Source organism: Burkholderia sp. MSMB1498, assembly GCF_001526245.1.
Classification (GTDB): Bacteria; Pseudomonadota; Gammaproteobacteria; order Burkholderiales; family Burkholderiaceae; genus Burkholderia; species Burkholderia savannae.
In genome coordinates this window covers 28,779-45,620 of record NZ_LOYJ01000103.1, presented here as the reverse complement: position 1 = coordinate 45,620, position 16,842 = coordinate 28,779, and the positions used below count along the sequence as shown (strand labels likewise).

Sequence of the window (16,842 nt, the reverse complement as noted above, 5' to 3'; positions counted from 1 at the left end):
GAATGAAAAATGGCGGGAAGCGACGATCGTTGCGACGTTTGCAAGCTTCAGGGGTTGGCGGTCTACCCGTCGCGCTATGCGGTGGTGCCGAAATCGTTCGGCGCGCCGGCACTCGGTTCGTTCGACGACAAGAGCGTCACGGGTGTGGCGTTGACGCAAGGCAAGTACGGCTTGCGCCAACTGCGCGAGGGTTTCGTCTATCTGTTCTACGAACTGGGCGCTCGCGGTGCGTACTATTGGGAAGTGTATTCGGTTGCACCGGATGGCTCGTTGTGGAAGCAACTGGATACCGCGAGCGCGAAAAGAATCGATGCGCCGCAAGCATGTCGACGCACAGGGCACAGCGCGTCGCGCCTCCAATATCTCGTCATCGAAAAGCCGCATCAGTGCGGCAACGTCTGGGTCGCGTTCAGCGAATGGCCGTGGAGTCGGGACACCGTCAAACGCTACGGCGCGCGGGATGCGCAGGCGGCGAGCCTGCGCAAAAAGCGCATGCAGCTCATCGAGCCCGCGAAGTGGATATCGGCGCCGAAGACGGGAACGTATTCGGCGCCGCTGACCGAGGCCAATCTGCAACACGTCATCGAATATGCGCCTGCTGTCGCGACCACCGCAAAGGGGGAGCCCGTCGGCCTGCAAAGCACGGAGCTGCCCGAGGCCGTCAGCTTCGGCGAATTGGGAGCGTTTCGGGACGCCCGTCTGCAGACTTGCACGTCGCGTTATCCGTGGACCATGCGCAACAAGGCCGCGGCAGGCGCGAAGCTGAGCCCGGCGGCCGAGTTGGTGAAGCATGCCGAGAGCAACAGCCGGAAAGAAAAGGGCGCGGCATGCGTGCCGATGATGCTGGCGCTTTGGGATGGCGTGGGGATCACGCACGAATTGAACGGCTTCCGAAACGACGCGCAGGCGCGTTTTCTGCAGTATTGCGACGAGCAGGCGCTCAGGATCAATGCGCTGCAATGGATCGATCAGGCGAAGCTCGCGGTGGAAGCCGGCGCGCGCAGAAAGGCGACATTCGACCATAGCCCCGCGACGCCCGGCAGCACGAGCTGGTATTACCCGGACGCGGTTGCGAAGCAAAAGGCGGCCGCGAAGACGCCGGCGGATCAGCAGTTCTGGAGCGACTACCAGTGGATGGGGGAAAACGGCGTGCCGCCGTCGTACGCGAGGCAGATCACGCAGTTTCGCGCGGCGCCTTCTTCGCCTGCGTATCAGGACGCGATGACTCGCGCGCGCAAGTATGTGGAGGCCAAGCCGAGGATCGAGGAAAATCGGGCCCGGAGGATCGATCAGGACACCGCTACCGGGAGCGTGCAAGATTGGTCAAAGTACCGCGAGAAGCTGGCGGACGATACATCGGGCAAACCGGGAAGCGCGAAAGGGAACGTCAAGCGTATCGACGTGTTCCGCATCCTGTATCAACGCATTCAGGACCAGAAGCAAGCGTTGCTCGCGCAGCGTACGGCGGATGTCGCGAACTGGCTGGACGCGCCGCTCTTTCTCGCCGCGCTCGAAGATTATCACGATCAGAACGGCTTCGACGGGGTGGCGTTCGAGTTCGTCATTTTCCATGCGATCGTCGGGCTGAGTGCCGATTCGAGCGGCGTTGCGGCATTGAACAAGTTGATCGACCGCCTCGACCCGACCAAGCCGGAAAGTTTGATCTGGCGGATGGTGGCCAGCAATCAGAAGGAGTCGAAGGAAGCGCTCAAGCTGGCGCTGGCGCGGGCGGAGGCGCACAAGACCACGCTGCTGGGCATGGCGGGAGAAGGCTTCAATGCATTCGCGGAGGCCTGCGAGAAGCTGAAGAAGTTCGCGGAGTTCTACGGAAAGATGGACGAGATGAGCAAGCAGGCCAAGCAGCTCAATGCCGTCGATCAGGCGATGCACGATAAGGGCGTCGACAAGGCCGCGGTTAGCGTAGGGCACCTCATCTTTCAGCGGTTCTCGTTCAAGGGATTCAACCTGCAGAATCTCGGCAACGGGGTGAGCGAGGCGATCATCAACTCCGTGTTCATGCTGAGGGTGGGCATCAAGAGCGACGAGGTGAAAGAACTCGTTCTGCTGCAAGCTAAAATCGAGCCGCAACTGCGCAGCAAGTTCCTCGGTGAATATCAGGCTCAACGCCGAATGGGGAGAAGTTCGCCGGAGGCGTTTCGAATGGCCACCTCGGCCGTCGCCGAGACCGAAGGATCGAATGTTCTTTCCAGGCGGTGGCGCGCGATCAAGGTGCGCGAGAGCGTGGGTCTCGTAGGCGTGATCGGGCTGATCGAGGTGTTTGCTCTGATCAAGCTGATCAATAAGAAGGATAAGGAAAAGCGGGATTGGGCGGAGTTGGGGGGAGCGTGTTTTTCGGTAGCGGGGGCAGCAGCGGAGGTTGCGCTTAAGCCTTTGGAGGCACTCAAGTTCGAACAGGGAGCCAAGAATCTCAAAATAATCGGTGGGTATTGCGGAGCGATTGCTGGAGGCGTCGGGATGATGCTCGATTTCATGGACGCCAGGGGGAAATGGAATAATGGCGAAGGGCTGATCGGCCTTCTTTATGCTGGTAAAGGCATTTTCGGATTTGGAGCGACGGTAGCATTCGGTTTAACTGCTTTGAGTTCATCGGCACCATTTTTCGAGCGAATTGCATCGAACGTTACCGGTCGAAAGATTCGTATCGTTATTCTCGACCGTATCGGGCAAGGTATTGTCGATGCGACCATGCGCAAGGCAGCCATTGCGGCGGGTCAGGAAGTCGCAGCTGTCGCTGCCGAACGAGTTGGGGCCATGGTAATGGGTAGAGTGCTCTTGTTTATGGCTAGCTGGGAAATGCAGGTGGCTGTTATCGCTATTCAAGTCGTGATTTGGACGCTAAGCAATGATGATTTGCAGAACGCGATACTCGATTCGGTGTTCGGGAGGGAGGGGAAATATAAAATGGTATCGGATATTAAGAAGCAAGATGAAGCATTCGACAAGGCGTTAGTGGCTGTTGGCTTCAAAGCTGAAGAGACGGTGGAGACAGGAAAAGCGAAGCAAAACGGGTAGGAGCGCATATGGATAATGGACGAGCGGTGATTTTGCGAGGGGTCGTAAGTAATTTCAGTAAGGAGCGAGCGACGGGAGATTTTCTTCTGAGCGATGCCGATCGATCAGCTGCGGGACTTACCGCGGTCGCGGCGGCGCTGGCTGGCTCGGGAGGAGCAGTCGGATTGGCATCTCTGGCGGGGATCAAGGAAGAGGCTGATAAGGTTCAATTTGAACTTAACGGTAAGAAAATAACGGGGTGGTTGATGTGGTCGCCATTCAAAAATGGCGACGAAGTCGAAGTAGTTGCTGAATTGCTGCGGGATGGTACATATCGAAGTTTTGCCGTTCTCAAACCTGAAGATCGTACCATTGCTCTATATCCGCATTGTTCGAGAGGGAGAATTGCGCACTATAAAAATTCCCTGAAGTGGTTTTTTATGGCATTCGCTTTTATTTTCTTGGGATCGTGTGGCGTTATGGCGGGAATTTTTTTGGTTAACCATGATGACGATTGGAGGAGTTTCGTGGGATTGATGGGGGGAGGGGGGCTGATTAGTCTTGTGATTTACGCCATTATTGCCTATAGAATTTCTAGGAAATTTATGCCATTTGTTGTTATGGCTGAGGGAATATTCCAATCTTTGGGTTGGCGTGATGTGAAGAGTGTGGATTTGCCGGCTAGAAGTAAGGCGGCGAGGAAGGCCGAGAGACGGCCCGGTCTTGGGACGTTGTATTTTAGATATTGATATAAGTGTCGTATATTTTTGGTTCTGAATGGCATGTCATGTGAGAATTTTAATTTGCAGTGTCGACGAGAGAAATTGGCGACTATATGTTATCAACCTGATCGCTGTCACTCAAACCGAGAGCAACAGCCGGAAAAAAAGGGCGCGGCATGCGCGCCGATGATGCTGGCGCTTTGGGATGGCGTGGGGATCACGCACGAAGGGACTGTCAGTAATTTCGTGTTCAAGGCATATCATGCTCGCTAGGAGAACATATGCCTCGCAAACCGAAAGCCAAGCCGGCGGAGCTGCCGGCGATTCCTGCCGAGTTGCTTGAACAGTTCGGCAACGGGCCGATGACGGCTGAAGCGATCAATGCCGCGACGCTGGCCCTGAAGAAGGCCCTGATCGAGCGGGCGCTGGGTGGAGAGATGAGCCATCATCTCGGCTATACGCCCGGCGCCGTCACCAACCAGCGCAACGGCACGGGTGCCAAGACAGTCCTGACCGAGGATGGTCCGATTCGTATCGAGGTCCCGCGCGATCGCGACGGCAGCTTCGAACCGCTGCTGATTCCCAAACACGAACGACGCTTCACGGGCTTCGACGACAAGATCGTCGCCATGTATGCCCGGGGCATGACCGTGCGCGAGATTCAGGGCTTTTTGCTGGAACAATACGGCACCGGGGTCTCGCCCGATTTCATCAGCTCGGTCACCGACGAGGTCATGGCCGAAGTGACTGCCTGGCAGGCCCGGCCGCTTGAGCCGATGTATCCGGTGGTGTTCTTCGACGCGCTGCGGGTCAAGATCCGCGAAGACGCCGTGGTGCGCAACAAGGCGGTCTACCTTGCGCTGGGCATTCTGCCCGACGGTACACGCGATATCCTGGGCCTGTGGATCGAGAATACCGAAGGCGCCAAGTTCTGGACGAAGGTGTTCAACGATCTCAGGACGCGCGGCGTCAACGACATCCTGATCGCCGTGACCGACGGCCTCAAGGGAATGCCCGAGGCGCTGGCGGCAGTGTTTGCGTCGACCACGTTGCAGACCTGCATCGTTCACCTGATCCGCAACAGCCTCGATTGCGCGTGCTGGAAAGACCCCAGGGAACTGGCTGCAGTGATTCGCCCGATCTACACCGCGCCCAGCGCGGAAGCGGCCCAGGTAGAACTCGATGCGTTTGCCGACGGGCCGTGGGGGCAGAAATTCCCGACGGACAGTGCGGCATGGCGCAACGCCTGGGATCGCGTGATTCCGTTCTTCGCCTTTCCACCGGCAGTTCGCAAGGTTATATACACGACGAACGCCATCGAGAACATCAACTCGCAGTTGCGCAAGATCATCATGACCCGGGGCCACTTTCCGACCGATGAGGCAGCGGCGAAGCGCATCTGGCTGGCACTGCGCAACATCACTGCTCATTGGGGCCGCGCGGCTCATGACTGGAAGGCAGCCATGAACCAGTTCGCCATCCTCTATGAGGATCGATTCGTTCGACCATCCGTGTGAATCTCAATCCGCCTTGAACACGGAAATTCTGACTCCCCCCGGGCGGCAGATTCGTATCGTTATTCTTGATCGGATTGGCCAAGGCATCGCTGACGCAACTGCACGCAAGGTGGCAATAGCGGCCGGGGAGAGGGTCGCAACGGTCGCGGCTGAGCGTGTTGGAGCCATGGTGTTGGGTAGAGGGCTGCTGTATATGGCCAGTTGGCAAGTCCAGGTTGCTATTGTTGCGATCCAAGTTGTTATTTGGTATTTTGGGAATGATGATTTGCAGAATTCATTAAATGATTCTGTTTTTGGGGTAGGTAAAAAATATAAAAATAACGATGACTTAAAAAAACAGGATGAGGCATTCGATAAGGCTCTGGTGGCTATTGGATTCAAAGATGATGCTACTTCTGGCGCGGAAGAAGCAAAGTCGCATGGATAAGTGATCGATATATGGATACTAGTCGTGCAGTCGTGTTGCGTGGAGTACTGGAGAATTTTCATAAGGAACGGGCCACCGGAGACTTTCTATTGAGCGACTTGGAGCGCTCAGCTGCTGGGTTGACGGCCGTAGCGTCTGCGTTGGCTGGCTCGGGAGGAGCAGTCGGACTGGCATCTCTGGCGGGCACAAAAGAAGAGGCTGACAAGGTTCAATTCGAAATCGACGGAAAGCAGGTTGCCGGCTGGTTAATGTGGTCTCCATTCCAAAACGGCGATGAGGTAGAGGTGGTGGCTGAGCCATTGAGGGATGGAATGTATCGAGCATTTGCCATACTTCGACCATCTGACCGAACGATTGCGTTATATCCACACTGTTCGCGAGGGCGGTGGGCGTTTTTTAAAAATGCTGTGAAATTATTCATGCTATTTTTTATATTTATTGTGATAACGCTTGGAAGCCTTTTGTCGGCTGTGTTTTTTGTGAGAGGGTACAGTGATTGGCTGGGTGTCCTTGAGTTGATTGCAATGATATCGGGGGGGCTGTTTGTTGTATATGGAATTATTGCGGTTAATATTGCTAGAAAATTTATGCCATTTGTTAATATGGCAGAGGGGATTTTTGAGGTTTTGGGGTGGAAGGGGGTGAGTCAAATCGATCTCCCGGGAAGAAGTAAAGTCGCGCGGCGAGTGGAGGGGCGGCCTGGGTTGGGAAAGCTATATTTCAAGTATTAGTGAAAGTTTGTGAGTTTGATTGAATTCTATGTGCTCGTTCATGAGGTACAGCCGCGTTGGAGACGGAGGTTGTGTGGAGCTGTCGTGGTGAAGGGCGTGAGAGAACGAAATATGGATATCGATCGAGCTGTAGTGTTAAAGGGAAGGTTGAAGAATTTCAAAAAAAATAGAGTTGCGGTGGATTTTCTGTTAAGTGACATGGATCGATCGGCGGCGGAACTTACCGCGGTGGCGTCGGCGCTGGCCGGTTCGGGTGGAGCAATCGGCTTGGCGTCGTTGGCGGGCACCAAGGAGGAAGCGGACAAGGTTCAATTTGAGTTGGGCGGAAAATTTTTTACGGGCTGGTTGATGTGGTCGCCATTTCAAGACGACGAGGAAGTGGAAGTGGTGGCGGAACCTTTGAAAGATGGAACCTATCGTGCTTTTGCGATTCTTCGACCGTCGGACCACACGATTGCTCTGTATCCGCACTGTTCGCGTGGGAAGAGTGCGCACTTTAAGAACTCTTTCAAGTGGTTTATGCGGGGATTCCTCATTGTGTTCCTCATCTATTTTTTTGTGATGCTGGCAACATTTTGGGGAGAGGGGATCTGGCGAGAGTTTTTTATTGCACTGATCGGTGGCGGGTTGGGGGAATTTTTTGTTTATGGAGTTATCGCCTACAGCATGGCCAGAAGATTTTTGCCATTCGCCGACATGGCTGAGCAAATTTTTCATGTTTTAGGAAGGCGAGACGCGGCGAAGATTGATTTGCCGGCTAGAAGCAAGATGGCAAGGAAAAAGGAAGGGAAGCCTGGGTTAGGGGTTCTGTATTTTAGATATTGATAATCGAGAAGCTTGGTTGGCGCGATATGGTGGGGGCGAGAAATTGCGCTGGATGCCGCGAGGGGCTATGCACATGGGCTGGATGCAATCGCTTCTTGTGGAACTATGGGCTCGATGCGCATAGACCGGTGAGCGAGCTGCCGCGCGAAGGACAACATAACAAGACGTGCCAGGAGCCGCAGTTCCCGCCAGAGATCGAGGCCGAATGCCAGGTTGGGCCAAACGATCCGAACGTCTGGTGTATTCCCGCGTCGATCGCCGAATTCGCGGTGACGGTTCTGGGCTTCATGGAGCGCGCACAGGAAAAGGAGGGGCTCGCGCAAATGGCCGAACGAGTAGCGCAGCGAGCGTAGTCGGAAAGAAAACCTCGCGATCGATGTGCGCGGTAGTGCCCATGGCGGTGGCAATCGTCGCCTGCGAGCGAAAAGTGCGTTGGCAAAATGTTATCTATTCATTCGAGGATGGCGTCGTCGACAGTCAATGGCGTTTCGCGTGTGTTTCCGTTGCGGCGAACAGCGTCGAAGACTAGATGACACGGCTCATGCTGAAATTGATCGAAGGTTCGAGCAAGTTTCATCGTTGACATTGGATATTCGGGAATTCTGCTTGTGCGCACGTCGAGCGGACATACCAGATCGACAAGGTTTTGTTTCCTCGAAGGTCGCGCCGACGGTTGGCCTCAAGTTCGAGGAGACGATGAAAAGAGAGGGCAATGTACATGAACTGCGATCGAGCAGTGATTCTGCATGGGACGATAGAGAAATTCAGTAAGCAGAGAACGACGGGGGATTTTCTGTTGGACGATTCCGATCGTTCGGCAGCCGGACTGACTGCAGTGGCTGCGGCGTTGGTTGGTTCTGGCGGTGCCATCGGGCTAGCAGCCCTGGCGGGGACGAAAGAAGAGGCCGACAGAATTCAGTTCGAGCTGGACGGGAAAAAGATATCGGGATGGTTGATGTGGTCCCCTTTCAATAATGGAGACGAAGTAGATGTTGTGGCGGAATTATTGCGAGATGGTACGTATCGAGCATTCGCGATGCTCAAGCCGCGTGATCGAATTATCGCTTTATATCCACATTGTTCGCGTGGCCGGATCGCACATTATATAAATACTCTGAAATGGTTTGTTTGGATTTTTGGGGGCATATTTTTGGCTTCTTGCTGCGTTATGGGTGTGATTTTCTGGGTGAATCATGACAGCGATTGGCGCGCTTTTGTTGGATTAATGGGCGGTGGTGGCATAATTAGTTTTGTGATATATGCCATTATCGCATTTAGTATTTCAAGAAAATTCATGCCGTTTGTCAATATGGCTGAGGGGATTTTTCAGGCTTTAGGATGGCGCGATGCAAAAACGATTGATTTGCCCGCTAGAAGTAGGGACGCAAGGAAGGCAGAAGGTAAACCTGGTCTGGGGATTTTGTACTTCAAGTACTGAAATGCGGGAAGGACATGGATATGGGCCGACTGGTCGTGTTGCGCGGGACGCTGAAAAATTTTCATAAGGATCGGGTGATCGGAGATTTTTTGCTGAGCGACCTGGAATGGTAGTGGGCGGAGGTCTACTGATTATGGCTAACTGGCAAATCCAAGCTGCTATTATCGAGCTTCAAGTTGTTATTTTGTATTTTGGAATGATGATCTTCGAAGTGCAATAAAACTCTGTTTTGATCGTAAAAATATAAAAATAACGGCGACTTAAAAGGTGTGAGACTTTCGATAAGGGGCTGGTGGCTGTTGGGTTTAAAGATGAGGTCAATTCTGGTGAGGAAGAGGAAAAATCTCATGGATGACTGATGATATATGGATACGAATCGTGCAGTGGTATTGCGTGGAGTATTGGAAAATTTACGAAAAGAGCGAGCGGCCGGAGATTTTCTGTTGAGTGATTTGGACCGCTCAGCCGCTGGGTTGACGGCCGTGGCGTCAGCGTTGGCCGGTTCGAGCGGCGCGGTCGGTTTGGCTTCTCTGGCGGGGACAAAAGACTCCGCGCCAAGGGGCTGATTGATGAATGGCGTACCGAGTACAACGCCGAGCGGCCTCATAGTTCGCTTGGCTATCTGACGCCTGCGCAGTTCGCCCAGGCGTACGATGAGAAGCAGCAGTTTTTAACCTCTGACTCTAACTACAGTCCGGACTAAAACCGAGGGCAGGCCGGTTTCGCATCTCGGGGCGACATCGTCGCACGTGCGTCGCGCGGCGGATGCCCGACGCGAATTCAACGCGCGTTCATTGCTTCGGATGGCGGACGATCGACGAGGGTCGGATGCGCAGTCCGGCATCGCCGCCTATCGCGCAGCCAGCAACCCGAAAGCGCGGGCGAAGCGCTTCGCACACGTGCCATTGTTTGCATTAGCGAAACGGACTGTTAAGCGTGACGGGAATGATCTATCGCGCGGAGCCGGGCATACTTTCGCGTGTCCCGTTGTTCTCAGTGTGCTCGAAGAGCGCGCCGTCAAAATTGAAACTCCGCGTTCTCAAATCGTCGTCCCTATCGATCGTGGTCAGCGCGCTGCTGCTGGCCGCATGTTCAAGCGCGTCCGACATCAGCGCAACCGAGAAGCCGAACGTCTACACCGTCGATTCGAGCTCGCGCGGCATTCTGCTGTCGTGGGCGGGTGCGCACGAGCGGGCCGTCAACGAAGCGACGAGCTACTGCGCGCAGCGCGGGATGCAAGCGAGCGTGAAGCGCGAATCCGTTGATCATGGAAGCGGGCCGCAAGGGCACGCGCAACTCGCGTTCGAGTGTCATCCGGCATTCTGAGCGACGGACGCGACCGACGGATGCAGCCGCGCATCGCGGGCGGCACGACGGCAAGCGCGCTCGCTGCTTGTTGCTCGGTTTCGTGCCGCAGCATGCCGCATGGCTGCGGCGCGGCAAGTGATACATGTTCCGTCGCATGTCGCCGCGCGTCTTCACCATGAAGCATGCTCGGCCAAGCACGATTTGCGGTCGGCGTTGCCCGGTCATTCGGGCATCGGCTTCGACGGCCGTGATTCTCGCGGTCGCACGACGGCGAGATCGTCTTTCTGCCTTCTTCGCACGCGGTTTCCGACCGCAACCGGCGAACGCGTCGGCGGCGTATCGTGTTTCGCGCGGCTGGCGCCCGGCCCCAATGAAAAAGCCCACACGGCTCGAACGAACGAGCGGTGTGGGCTTTTCGCGGCGGGAGAACGGCGGCGCTAGCGACGCGAGCAAACGTTGTCGAGCGCGGCCGCATTAAGCCGCGGTTACACGACGAATGCGGCGCGATCCTTCCCGGCGATCCACGAAGGCGGGCGGCCGCGGCCCGTCCACGTCGCGCCGGTCTTCGGGTCGCGATACTTCGGCTTGGGTTTGCCGCGGTGGCGCAACGCGCCGGCACGGCCGAACACTTCCTGCGTCGTGAGCTCGAATTCCTCGACGATTCGCTTCACTTCGGACAGCGCCGCGCTTCGTGCTTGCGTGCGCGCCGCATCCAGTTTGATCATCAGGGCTTCTCGTTCTACCAGAAGGTCGAGGTAAGTTTCCATCAAAAAAATGCTCCCTTGCCTGTCGGGATTCGATCGCGTCCCGTATCGGCCGGCAAATGTATGGGTGTGTTGGACGAATGACGACTAGCCGATTGCCCATCGGAATGAAGCGCGGCCCGATGCGGCGATCTGCGGTTGAAACGAAAAAAATGCGAACGGGTTTCGACGTCGATCGCGATGCCTTCCACGGTCAGGCGTTGGCGTTCCGCAAGCAGGCGATGCGTTTCCCGGCCTGCGTGCGGAGTGAAAAATCGATATCCGCAGGCGATGTCCGGTGTCCGTGCGAAAGCGCGTCGGCTCGACATTCGTTCGCGCGCGAAGCGCATCGGACAAGGGGCCGGATGATCGTCATTGGGATGGCGAAATTCTAATGGCCGGCATCAACGCGAACCAGCGGATGGAGCCGAGATATTCATAAATTTTCGACATACATCGGCGGCGCGAGCAGCGCGGCGAAACGATGTGCGGATGCGGTGTGCGGATGCGTCGAATGCAATCGTTTAGCTGTCGAAACGATACAGCGTGCGCGCCGAGTCGCAGAGAACGATGCGCCTGAGCGACGGATCGGGAACCCAGTCGTCGAGCGCCGAGCGCGTCGCACGGAAATCGGTTCGGTCGCGATGCTGCGTGTGCGGCCAGTCGCTGCCCCACACGAGGCGATTCGGCGCAAACGCGCCGAGCAGCTCGCGCGCCGCGCGCGTGCCGAACGCGGCGCCGTCGCCCGATTCGATGTTGCGATACGCGGCGGACAGCTTGACCCAGACTTGCCCCGTTCCGGCGATCGACAGCAGGAAGCGGAAGCCGGGATCGCGCGTGCCGAGATGCGGCGCCGGGCGCCCGAAATGGTCGACGACGACGCGGCACGACTGTTCGAGCAACGCGGGAATGATCGCGGGAAGATCCGCCGCGCGCCGATGTACTTCGACATGCCAATCGAGCGCGTTCGCCCGCGCGAGCAGCGCGCGCCACCGCGGCGCGGCGAAATCCGGAATCGGCAGGCCGACGAGATTCAGGCGGATGCCGACCACGTCGGTCGCCTCGAGCCGCGCGAATTCCTCCTCGGCCATGCACGGGTTCACGACCGCGACGCCGCGAAAGCGCTGCGGATAGCGTGCCAGCACGTCGACGAAGAAGTGATTGTCGGTGCCGAGAAAGCTCGGCTGAACGAGAACCGCGTGCGTGACGCCGGATGCGTTCAGATGCGCGACATACGATTCGAGCGTTGCGTCGTATTCCGGCGAGTGCCGCGCGCTCGGAATGCGCGGCAGGCTTCGCAGGAACACGTGCGCGTGCGAATCGACGGCTTCGATCGGCGCGATGCCGTCGCCGTACCACGCATCGACGAGCGGATCGCGCGCGTCGTGCGTGTCGCGCATGTGTCGTGCGCGCGTGGCGCAGGTGCGGCCCGTCGTTTCGACTGCCGGATCGTTGCTTGCCTGATCCATGAAAAACCCACGAAATGACGGGCGCCCGGCATGCCGGCCGGCTCCTACAGCGCCGCTTCGCGGATGCGCGGGTCGGGCTGCGGCGACTGGAAATCGCGCGCGCGCGTTTCGGGCAGGAACCAGGCGGCGATGAACACGAGCCCGTAAGCGATGCCCGCGTCGATGCCGAGCGCGAGGCCGAGCGGCATCGACGTCCCCATGTGCCCGACGAGCACGGGGAAGATCGCCGATGCGACGCGGCCGAAGTTGTAGCAGAAGCCGACGCCGCGACCGCGCACGTTCCTCGGATAGAGCTCGTTGAAGAGCGCGCCGAGCGTGGCCGGGATGCCGGCAGCGAAGAAGCCGAGCGGAAAGCCGAGCAGCAGCATCGCGAGGTTGTCGAGCGGCAGCAGCACGTACAGATTGACCGTCACGACGCAGCAGGCGGAGAACAGCATCAGGTTCTTGCGGCGGCCGATGCGGTCCTGCAAGTACGCGCTCGTCATGCACCCGACGATGAACGCGACGATGATCACGGCGAGATACGCTCCCGTGCCGAGCACCGACAGATGGCGCTCGGTCTTCAGATAGGTCGGCAGCCAGGTCGTGATCGCGTGATAGCCGCCGTGCGCACCGACGCCGATCAGGCCGCCGACGATCGTCATCCTGAGCACGGACGGATCGAAGATGCTCGTTGCCGGTTGCGCGGGCGCCGCGTCGGCGGCCGACGCGATCGTGTCGGCGCGCGGCGGCTCGGGAATGGCGCGCCGGATGTACAGCACGAGCAGGGCGGGCAGCACGCCGATCGCGAACAGCACGCGCCACGCCCATTCGGGCGGCAGCCACGAAAAGATCAGCGTATAGAGCAGCACCGCGCCGCCCCAGCCGAAGCCCCAGGCGCTCTGCACGATCCCCATTGCCTTGCCGCGGTGCCGCGCACGCATCGTCTCGCTCAGGAGCACGGCACCCGCCGTCCATTCGCCGCCGAAGCCGAGCCCTTGCAGCGCCTTCAGCACCAGCAGTTGCTCGAAGTTCTGCGCGAACGCGCTGAGGAACGTGAACAGCGAGAACCAGCACACGGTGATCTGCAGCGCGCGCACGCGGCCGAAGCGATCGGCGATCGCGCCGGCGAGCAATCCGCCGATCGCACCCGCGGCGAGCGTCGCGCCGCCGATGAGGCCCGCCTGCCCCTTGCCGATGCCCCAGGACGTCAGCAATGCGGGGATGACGAGGCTGAACATCTGCGTGTCGACGCCGTCGAGCGCCCAGCCGGAAAAACATCCTTTGAATGTACGTCTTTCAACGGGCGATATTTCTTTGTACCAGCTCACTCATGCTCTCCGGAATGATGTCGCCATAAGCGATTGGAAAAAGCCCGCATCATATCGTCATATTTTATCGAGAGGTAAACGATATATGCATCACGAAGTCGAGCATTATTGATAAAAGAAAATTATGATTGCGTATTTCGCCGTGACGTCGATCGCGTGAGGCGAAATGTTGCGCGAACGTTTGCGTGGCGTCGGCGTCTGTGGATTCAGGATCGTTTTGGTACGATTGATTCGGATATTTGAAATTGTTCGTCGAATAATTCTGTTTGGTTGAATGATGATGAGATTGAAAATGCGCCGGCCGAATTCGTCTATTGAAGGCGGGCGCGGAATGAAATCGTGTATTCGCAATACGTGTCCATCGTCTCGGCGATGCGGCGGCGCGGCCGTCGGAACGCAATCTCGTGGCGCTGCGTGATTATGGAATCCAAGCATCTTCGATACTTCCTTGCGATTGCGGACACGGGCAGCCTGACTCACGCGGCGATCCGCTTGGGCGTCGCGCAGCCCGCGCTCAGTCACGCGCTGACGAAAATGGAGCGCGAGCTCGGCGTGAAGCTGTTCGAGCGTTCGAGGCGCGGCGCGGCGCTGACGACGGCGGGCGAAGCGATCGTCGACGACATTCGCCTGAGCCTCGCGCGGATGGACGCCGCCGCGCGGCGCGCGAGCGAGATCGGCGCGCAGCGGGCGGGGCGGCTGAGCGTGGGCTTCGTGTCCGCCGCGCTGTTCGATACGCTGCCTTCCGCGGTGTGCGCGTTGCGCGCGGCCACGCCGCGCGTCGATCTCGTGATGCGCGAGATGAGCAATGCGGAGCAGGTCGTCGCGCTCGAGCGCGGCGAGATCGACATCGGCATTCTGCACACGCCCGTCGCGATCGGCGGTCCCGTCAACGAGAAGCTGATCCGGCGCGATCCGCTGATCGCGGTGATTCCGAAGTCGTTTCCGCGCCAGCCGGACGGCACGATCACGCTGCGGGAGCTGTCGCGCGCCGGGCTCATCTGGTTCCCGCACGAGCAACTGCCGTCGATACGCGCGGCGATCCTCAGCGCGTTCCGGCTCGCCGGCCATCCGATCGAGATCGTCCAGGACGTGAACCGCACGCTGACCGTGATCGCGTGCGTCGCGGCGGGCTGCGGCGTGTCGCTGCTGCCGTCGTCGATCCGCACGCTGACGTTCGAGGGCGTCGAGTTCAGTCCGGTCTCGGATGGGCAGGCGCTGCCCGAATTTCCGTTGACGGCCATCTGGCCGAAGCGATCGCGCCGAACGCTCGCCGACCGGTTCGCCGAACTGCTGCCTCAGTTCCAGCCGAACTGAGCGGGCGGGCGAAATGGCCGGCCGCGGCGCGCGCGCGGCCTGTCTTCGACGGCGCGACGCGACGCGTCGCGCCCGCGCCGCTGATCGTCCGGATGTCGGAATATTCGAATTGCTCAATATACGAATTTCGGAAATTAATTCGTGATTCGAATTGATGTGCGAAATTTCGGCCTGCGAAAGTCAAGATTTAATATTTCGGTTTCCCTATCGATTGGGCGGGCGAAAATTTTGGTCTCGCCAAAATAGATGGTCTTTCGTGCGCACGGTATCTTTTGGTGATGCGAACCCGAATCGGCGGAATTCGATCTTTCCCGTCGCATAAATCCAATTTCTCTTGTTTCGTTTCCGATCGTTCGATGACGCTTGCGTGCCGCGCCTAACGCGGCGCCGGTCGAGCCGATCGCGTTTCAAATGCGAGATTTGGCGCGCCAGAATGAATCTTTAAATATTGTCAAATTTACCTAAACTCGGATTATTCCGATAGTAACAATTACTCTAACCATTCATCATCCATTCAATTATATTTTCGATGGAATCGGGGCGCGGTTCCGAAATAACCGCAATCGAGTAGACCAATCGGATCGGCTTCAACCAATTAAAACCGAGCCGGCCGAATTCCAATCCGATCTTGCTTGCCGCGGCGGCGGCGCGCGATGCGCCGCCGTTGGTCCGCGCTCGTCCGAACGCATGGCGGCGCGAGCCGAGTGCCGGGCGGCGGCGCATGTATCGCGCGCAAGGCGACGGGGCCGCCGCGCGCGGCCGGCGCGCGGCGATTGGGCCATCGAAAAACAACGACGAAATCAACGGGCGATCGTGTGGAGAGCGAAATGCGCAAGCGTGTGGTGCAGACGATGGGCGGGGCGGCATTCATGCTGGCTTTCGCGACCGTCTCGGCCGGGCAACTGACCGGCGCGATGCAGGTGAATTTGCAGGTCAGTCGCGGATGCGAGGTCGCGGGCGTTGCCGGAAGCGCGGATTTGGGCCGGCTGGATTTCGGCGCGCACGGACCGCTCTGGTCCGACTACCTGACGGCCGACGGCCGCGCGACGTCGAACGGCGCGGTGCGCGTCGTGTGCAGTCCGGACGTCGACGGCTTTCTGGTCTCGATCGACAGCGGCCGCAACGGGGACCAGTCGGCCCGCTATCTGGTGACGCGCGGCGCGCACGGGCGCGTCGTCGGCCGGATTCCGTACCACGTGTACCGCGACGCGGCGCGCAGCGTGCCATACGTGCCGCTCATGCCGCAGTCGTTTCTCGTCGACGGGCGGCAGGACGACGTGACGCTGCCGCTCTTCGGCGTCGTCAACGGCATGACGCGCGCGATGCCGTCCGGGGCCTACGAGGATTTGCTCGGGATCACGCTCGACTGGTGATCCGGAGCGGGTAAGCAGCAACAGTTCTTTTTCACCACACAGAAGGAAACAAGATGAAGGCTCACTGGAAAGTCTGGGCGGCCGTCGCCTGCGTGTCGGTTTGCGCAGGCGTGCAGGCGCAAACCAGCCCGCTCACGGGGACGGTCAACTCGCAGCTCGTGCTGACGACGGGCTGCGCGGTCGATACGGGCGGCGGTTCTGTCGGCGCGACGAACTTCGGCACGCTCGACTTCGGCACGCAGCCGAGCGGCTTCACGGGCCAGCTCTCGAGCGCGGCGAAGGGCGGCGGCTCGACGTCGACGCAAGTCACGTGCTCGCCGGACGTCACGTCGATCCAGGTGACGATCGACGGCGGCCAGAACGCGTCGAAGGGCGCGGCCGTCGGCACGGGCACGCGCGCGCTCGCGAACGGCGCGAGCTTTGTGCCGTACGAAGTCTACGCGGACGCGGGCCACTCGCAGCACTACGTCGCGGGCACGCCGCAATCGGTGTCGGTGCCGACGCCGGGCGCCGCATTCGAGCTGCCGCTTTACGGTGTCGTCAACAAGACGAGCTCGTCGGCGCTCGCCGCGGGCACGTACGTCGATGTGCTGAACGTCACGCTCGGCTGGTGAGCGAGCGCATCGACTCCGTTCAGTCCGGCCTCGCGGCGC

The 16,842-nt window shown here is 58.8% G+C and carries 17 protein-coding genes and 1 pseudogene; 14 read left to right on the top strand and 4 right to left on the bottom strand.

Going from position 1 to position 16,842, the window contains the following annotated elements:
• Positions 1-9: 9 nt before the first annotated feature.
• The 10 genes and pseudogenes from WS91_RS23445 to WS91_RS23425 all read left to right on the top strand — a co-directional run bounded on the left by WS91_RS23445 (position 10) and on the right by WS91_RS23425 (position 9,998).
• Positions 10-3,033: a T6SS effector BTH_I2691 family protein gene (locus tag WS91_RS23445; protein WP_059671130.1), complete on the top strand. Its 3,024-nt coding sequence runs from the start codon at positions 10-12 to the stop codon at positions 3,031-3,033.
• An 8-nt stretch (positions 3,034-3,041) separates the two neighbouring features.
• Positions 3,042-3,761, top strand: a complete 720-nt coding sequence (locus WS91_RS34315) for a putative type VI secretion system effector (RefSeq protein WP_081989887.1) — start codon at positions 3,042-3,044, stop codon at positions 3,759-3,761.
• A gap of 254 nt (positions 3,762-4,015) precedes the next feature.
• Positions 4,016-5,251: an IS256 family transposase gene (locus WS91_RS23440; protein WP_038751359.1), complete on the top strand. Its 1,236-nt coding sequence runs from the start codon at positions 4,016-4,018 to the stop codon at positions 5,249-5,251.
• A 13-nt stretch (positions 5,252-5,264) separates the two neighbouring features.
• Positions 5,265-5,678, top strand: a complete 414-nt coding sequence (locus tag WS91_RS37560) for a hypothetical protein (protein ID WP_226377127.1) — start codon at positions 5,265-5,267, stop codon at positions 5,676-5,678.
• A gap of 11 nt (positions 5,679-5,689) precedes the next feature.
• On the top strand, positions 5,690-6,409 hold the full coding sequence (locus WS91_RS36220) for a putative type VI secretion system effector (protein WP_156432449.1): 720 nt from the start codon (positions 5,690-5,692) through the stop codon (positions 6,407-6,409).
• 84 nt (positions 6,410-6,493) lie between these two features.
• Positions 6,494-7,234 (top strand): putative type VI secretion system effector, encoded by a 741-nt coding sequence (locus WS91_RS34300; RefSeq protein ID WP_231752073.1) that lies wholly within the window; start codon positions 6,494-6,496, stop codon positions 7,232-7,234.
• Between the two features lie 128 nt (positions 7,235-7,362).
• Positions 7,363-7,587, top strand: a complete 225-nt coding sequence (locus tag WS91_RS23430) for a hypothetical protein (RefSeq protein WP_226383135.1) — start codon at positions 7,363-7,365, stop codon at positions 7,585-7,587.
• Positions 7,588-7,946: 359 nt separating this feature from the next.
• Entirely contained in the window at positions 7,947-8,672 is a 726-nt protein-coding gene (locus tag WS91_RS34295; protein WP_226383050.1) for a putative type VI secretion system effector, read from the top strand.
• A gap of 538 nt (positions 8,673-9,210) precedes the next feature.
• A pseudogene (locus tag WS91_RS38230) lies at positions 9,211-9,318 on the top strand (integrase core domain-containing protein); the annotation flags it as partial.
• A gap of 416 nt (positions 9,319-9,734) precedes the next feature.
• Complete coding sequence (locus tag WS91_RS23425; RefSeq protein ID WP_038751355.1) at positions 9,735-9,998, top strand: hypothetical protein; 264 nt, start codon at positions 9,735-9,737, stop codon at positions 9,996-9,998.
• A gap of 467 nt (positions 9,999-10,465) precedes the next feature.
• Here the strand turns inward: WS91_RS23425 and WS91_RS23420 are convergent, their stop codons facing one another.
• The gene (locus WS91_RS23420) at positions 10,466-10,747 is read right to left on the bottom strand and encodes an H-NS histone family protein (RefSeq protein ID WP_038751354.1); all 282 of its coding nucleotides are present in this window, start codon (positions 10,745-10,747) and stop codon (positions 10,466-10,468) included.
• Positions 10,748-10,851: 104 nt separating this feature from the next.
• On the opposite strand from WS91_RS23420, the gene WS91_RS34280 reads away from it, so the two are divergent.
• Complete coding sequence (locus WS91_RS34280) at positions 10,852-11,118, top strand: hypothetical protein (protein ID WP_186448532.1); 267 nt, start codon at positions 10,852-10,854, stop codon at positions 11,116-11,118.
• Positions 11,119-11,247: 129 nt separating this feature from the next.
• Here the strand turns inward: WS91_RS34280 and WS91_RS23415 are convergent, their stop codons facing one another.
• Complete coding sequence (locus tag WS91_RS23415) at positions 11,248-12,192, bottom strand: amidohydrolase family protein (RefSeq protein WP_059583002.1); 945 nt, start codon at positions 12,190-12,192, stop codon at positions 11,248-11,250.
• 44 nt (positions 12,193-12,236) lie between these two features.
• Entirely contained in the window at positions 12,237-13,502 is a 1,266-nt protein-coding gene (locus tag WS91_RS23410) for an MFS transporter (RefSeq protein WP_038751352.1), read from the bottom strand.
• Between the two features lie 420 nt (positions 13,503-13,922).
• On the opposite strand from WS91_RS23410, the gene WS91_RS23405 reads away from it, so the two are divergent.
• Positions 13,923-14,816 carry a LysR family transcriptional regulator gene (locus WS91_RS23405; RefSeq protein WP_038751435.1) on the top strand — a complete coding sequence of 298 codons (894 nt, stop codon included), beginning with the start codon at positions 13,923-13,925 and terminating at the stop codon, positions 14,814-14,816.
• 495 nt (positions 14,817-15,311) lie between these two features.
• Here the strand turns inward: WS91_RS23405 and WS91_RS34270 are convergent, their stop codons facing one another.
• On the bottom strand, positions 15,312-15,620 hold the full coding sequence (locus WS91_RS34270) for a hypothetical protein (RefSeq protein ID WP_231752072.1): 309 nt from the start codon (positions 15,618-15,620) through the stop codon (positions 15,312-15,314).
• A 23-nt stretch (positions 15,621-15,643) separates the two neighbouring features.
• Here WS91_RS34270 and WS91_RS23400 point away from each other — a divergent pair, with 23 nt between their 5' ends.
• Positions 15,644-16,189: a Csu type fimbrial protein gene (locus WS91_RS23400; RefSeq protein WP_038751433.1), complete on the top strand. Its 546-nt coding sequence runs from the start codon at positions 15,644-15,646 to the stop codon at positions 16,187-16,189.
• A gap of 53 nt (positions 16,190-16,242) precedes the next feature.
• A complete protein-coding gene (locus WS91_RS23395; RefSeq protein WP_038751350.1) occupies positions 16,243-16,803 on the top strand; it encodes a Csu type fimbrial protein in 561 nt (186 codons plus the stop codon).
• Positions 16,804-16,842 lie beyond the last annotated feature (39 nt).

Coding starts and splice junctions, on each gene's coding strand:
- WS91_RS23420 (WP_038751354.1), bottom strand. CDS start 10,747: ATGGAAACTTACCTCGACCTTCTGGTAGAACGAGAAGCCCTGATGATC.
- WS91_RS34280 (WP_186448532.1), top strand. CDS start 10,852: ATGAAGCGCGGCCCGATGCGGCGATCTGCGGTTGAAACGAAAAAAATG.
- WS91_RS23405 (WP_038751435.1), top strand. CDS start 13,923: ATGGAATCCAAGCATCTTCGATACTTCCTTGCGATTGCGGACACGGGC.
- WS91_RS23445 (WP_059671130.1), top strand. CDS start 10: ATGGCGGGAAGCGACGATCGTTGCGACGTTTGCAAGCTTCAGGGGTTG.
- WS91_RS23400 (WP_038751433.1), top strand. CDS start 15,644: ATGCGCAAGCGTGTGGTGCAGACGATGGGCGGGGCGGCATTCATGCTG.
- WS91_RS36220 (WP_156432449.1), top strand. CDS start 5,690: ATGGATACTAGTCGTGCAGTCGTGTTGCGTGGAGTACTGGAGAATTTT.
- WS91_RS34295 (WP_226383050.1), top strand. CDS start 7,947: ATGTACATGAACTGCGATCGAGCAGTGATTCTGCATGGGACGATAGAG.
- WS91_RS23440 (WP_038751359.1), top strand. CDS start 4,016: ATGCCTCGCAAACCGAAAGCCAAGCCGGCGGAGCTGCCGGCGATTCCT.
- WS91_RS23415 (WP_059583002.1), bottom strand. CDS start 12,192: ATGGATCAGGCAAGCAACGATCCGGCAGTCGAAACGACGGGCCGCACC.
- WS91_RS34315 (WP_081989887.1), top strand. CDS start 3,042: ATGGATAATGGACGAGCGGTGATTTTGCGAGGGGTCGTAAGTAATTTC.
- WS91_RS23395 (WP_038751350.1), top strand. CDS start 16,243: ATGAAGGCTCACTGGAAAGTCTGGGCGGCCGTCGCCTGCGTGTCGGTT.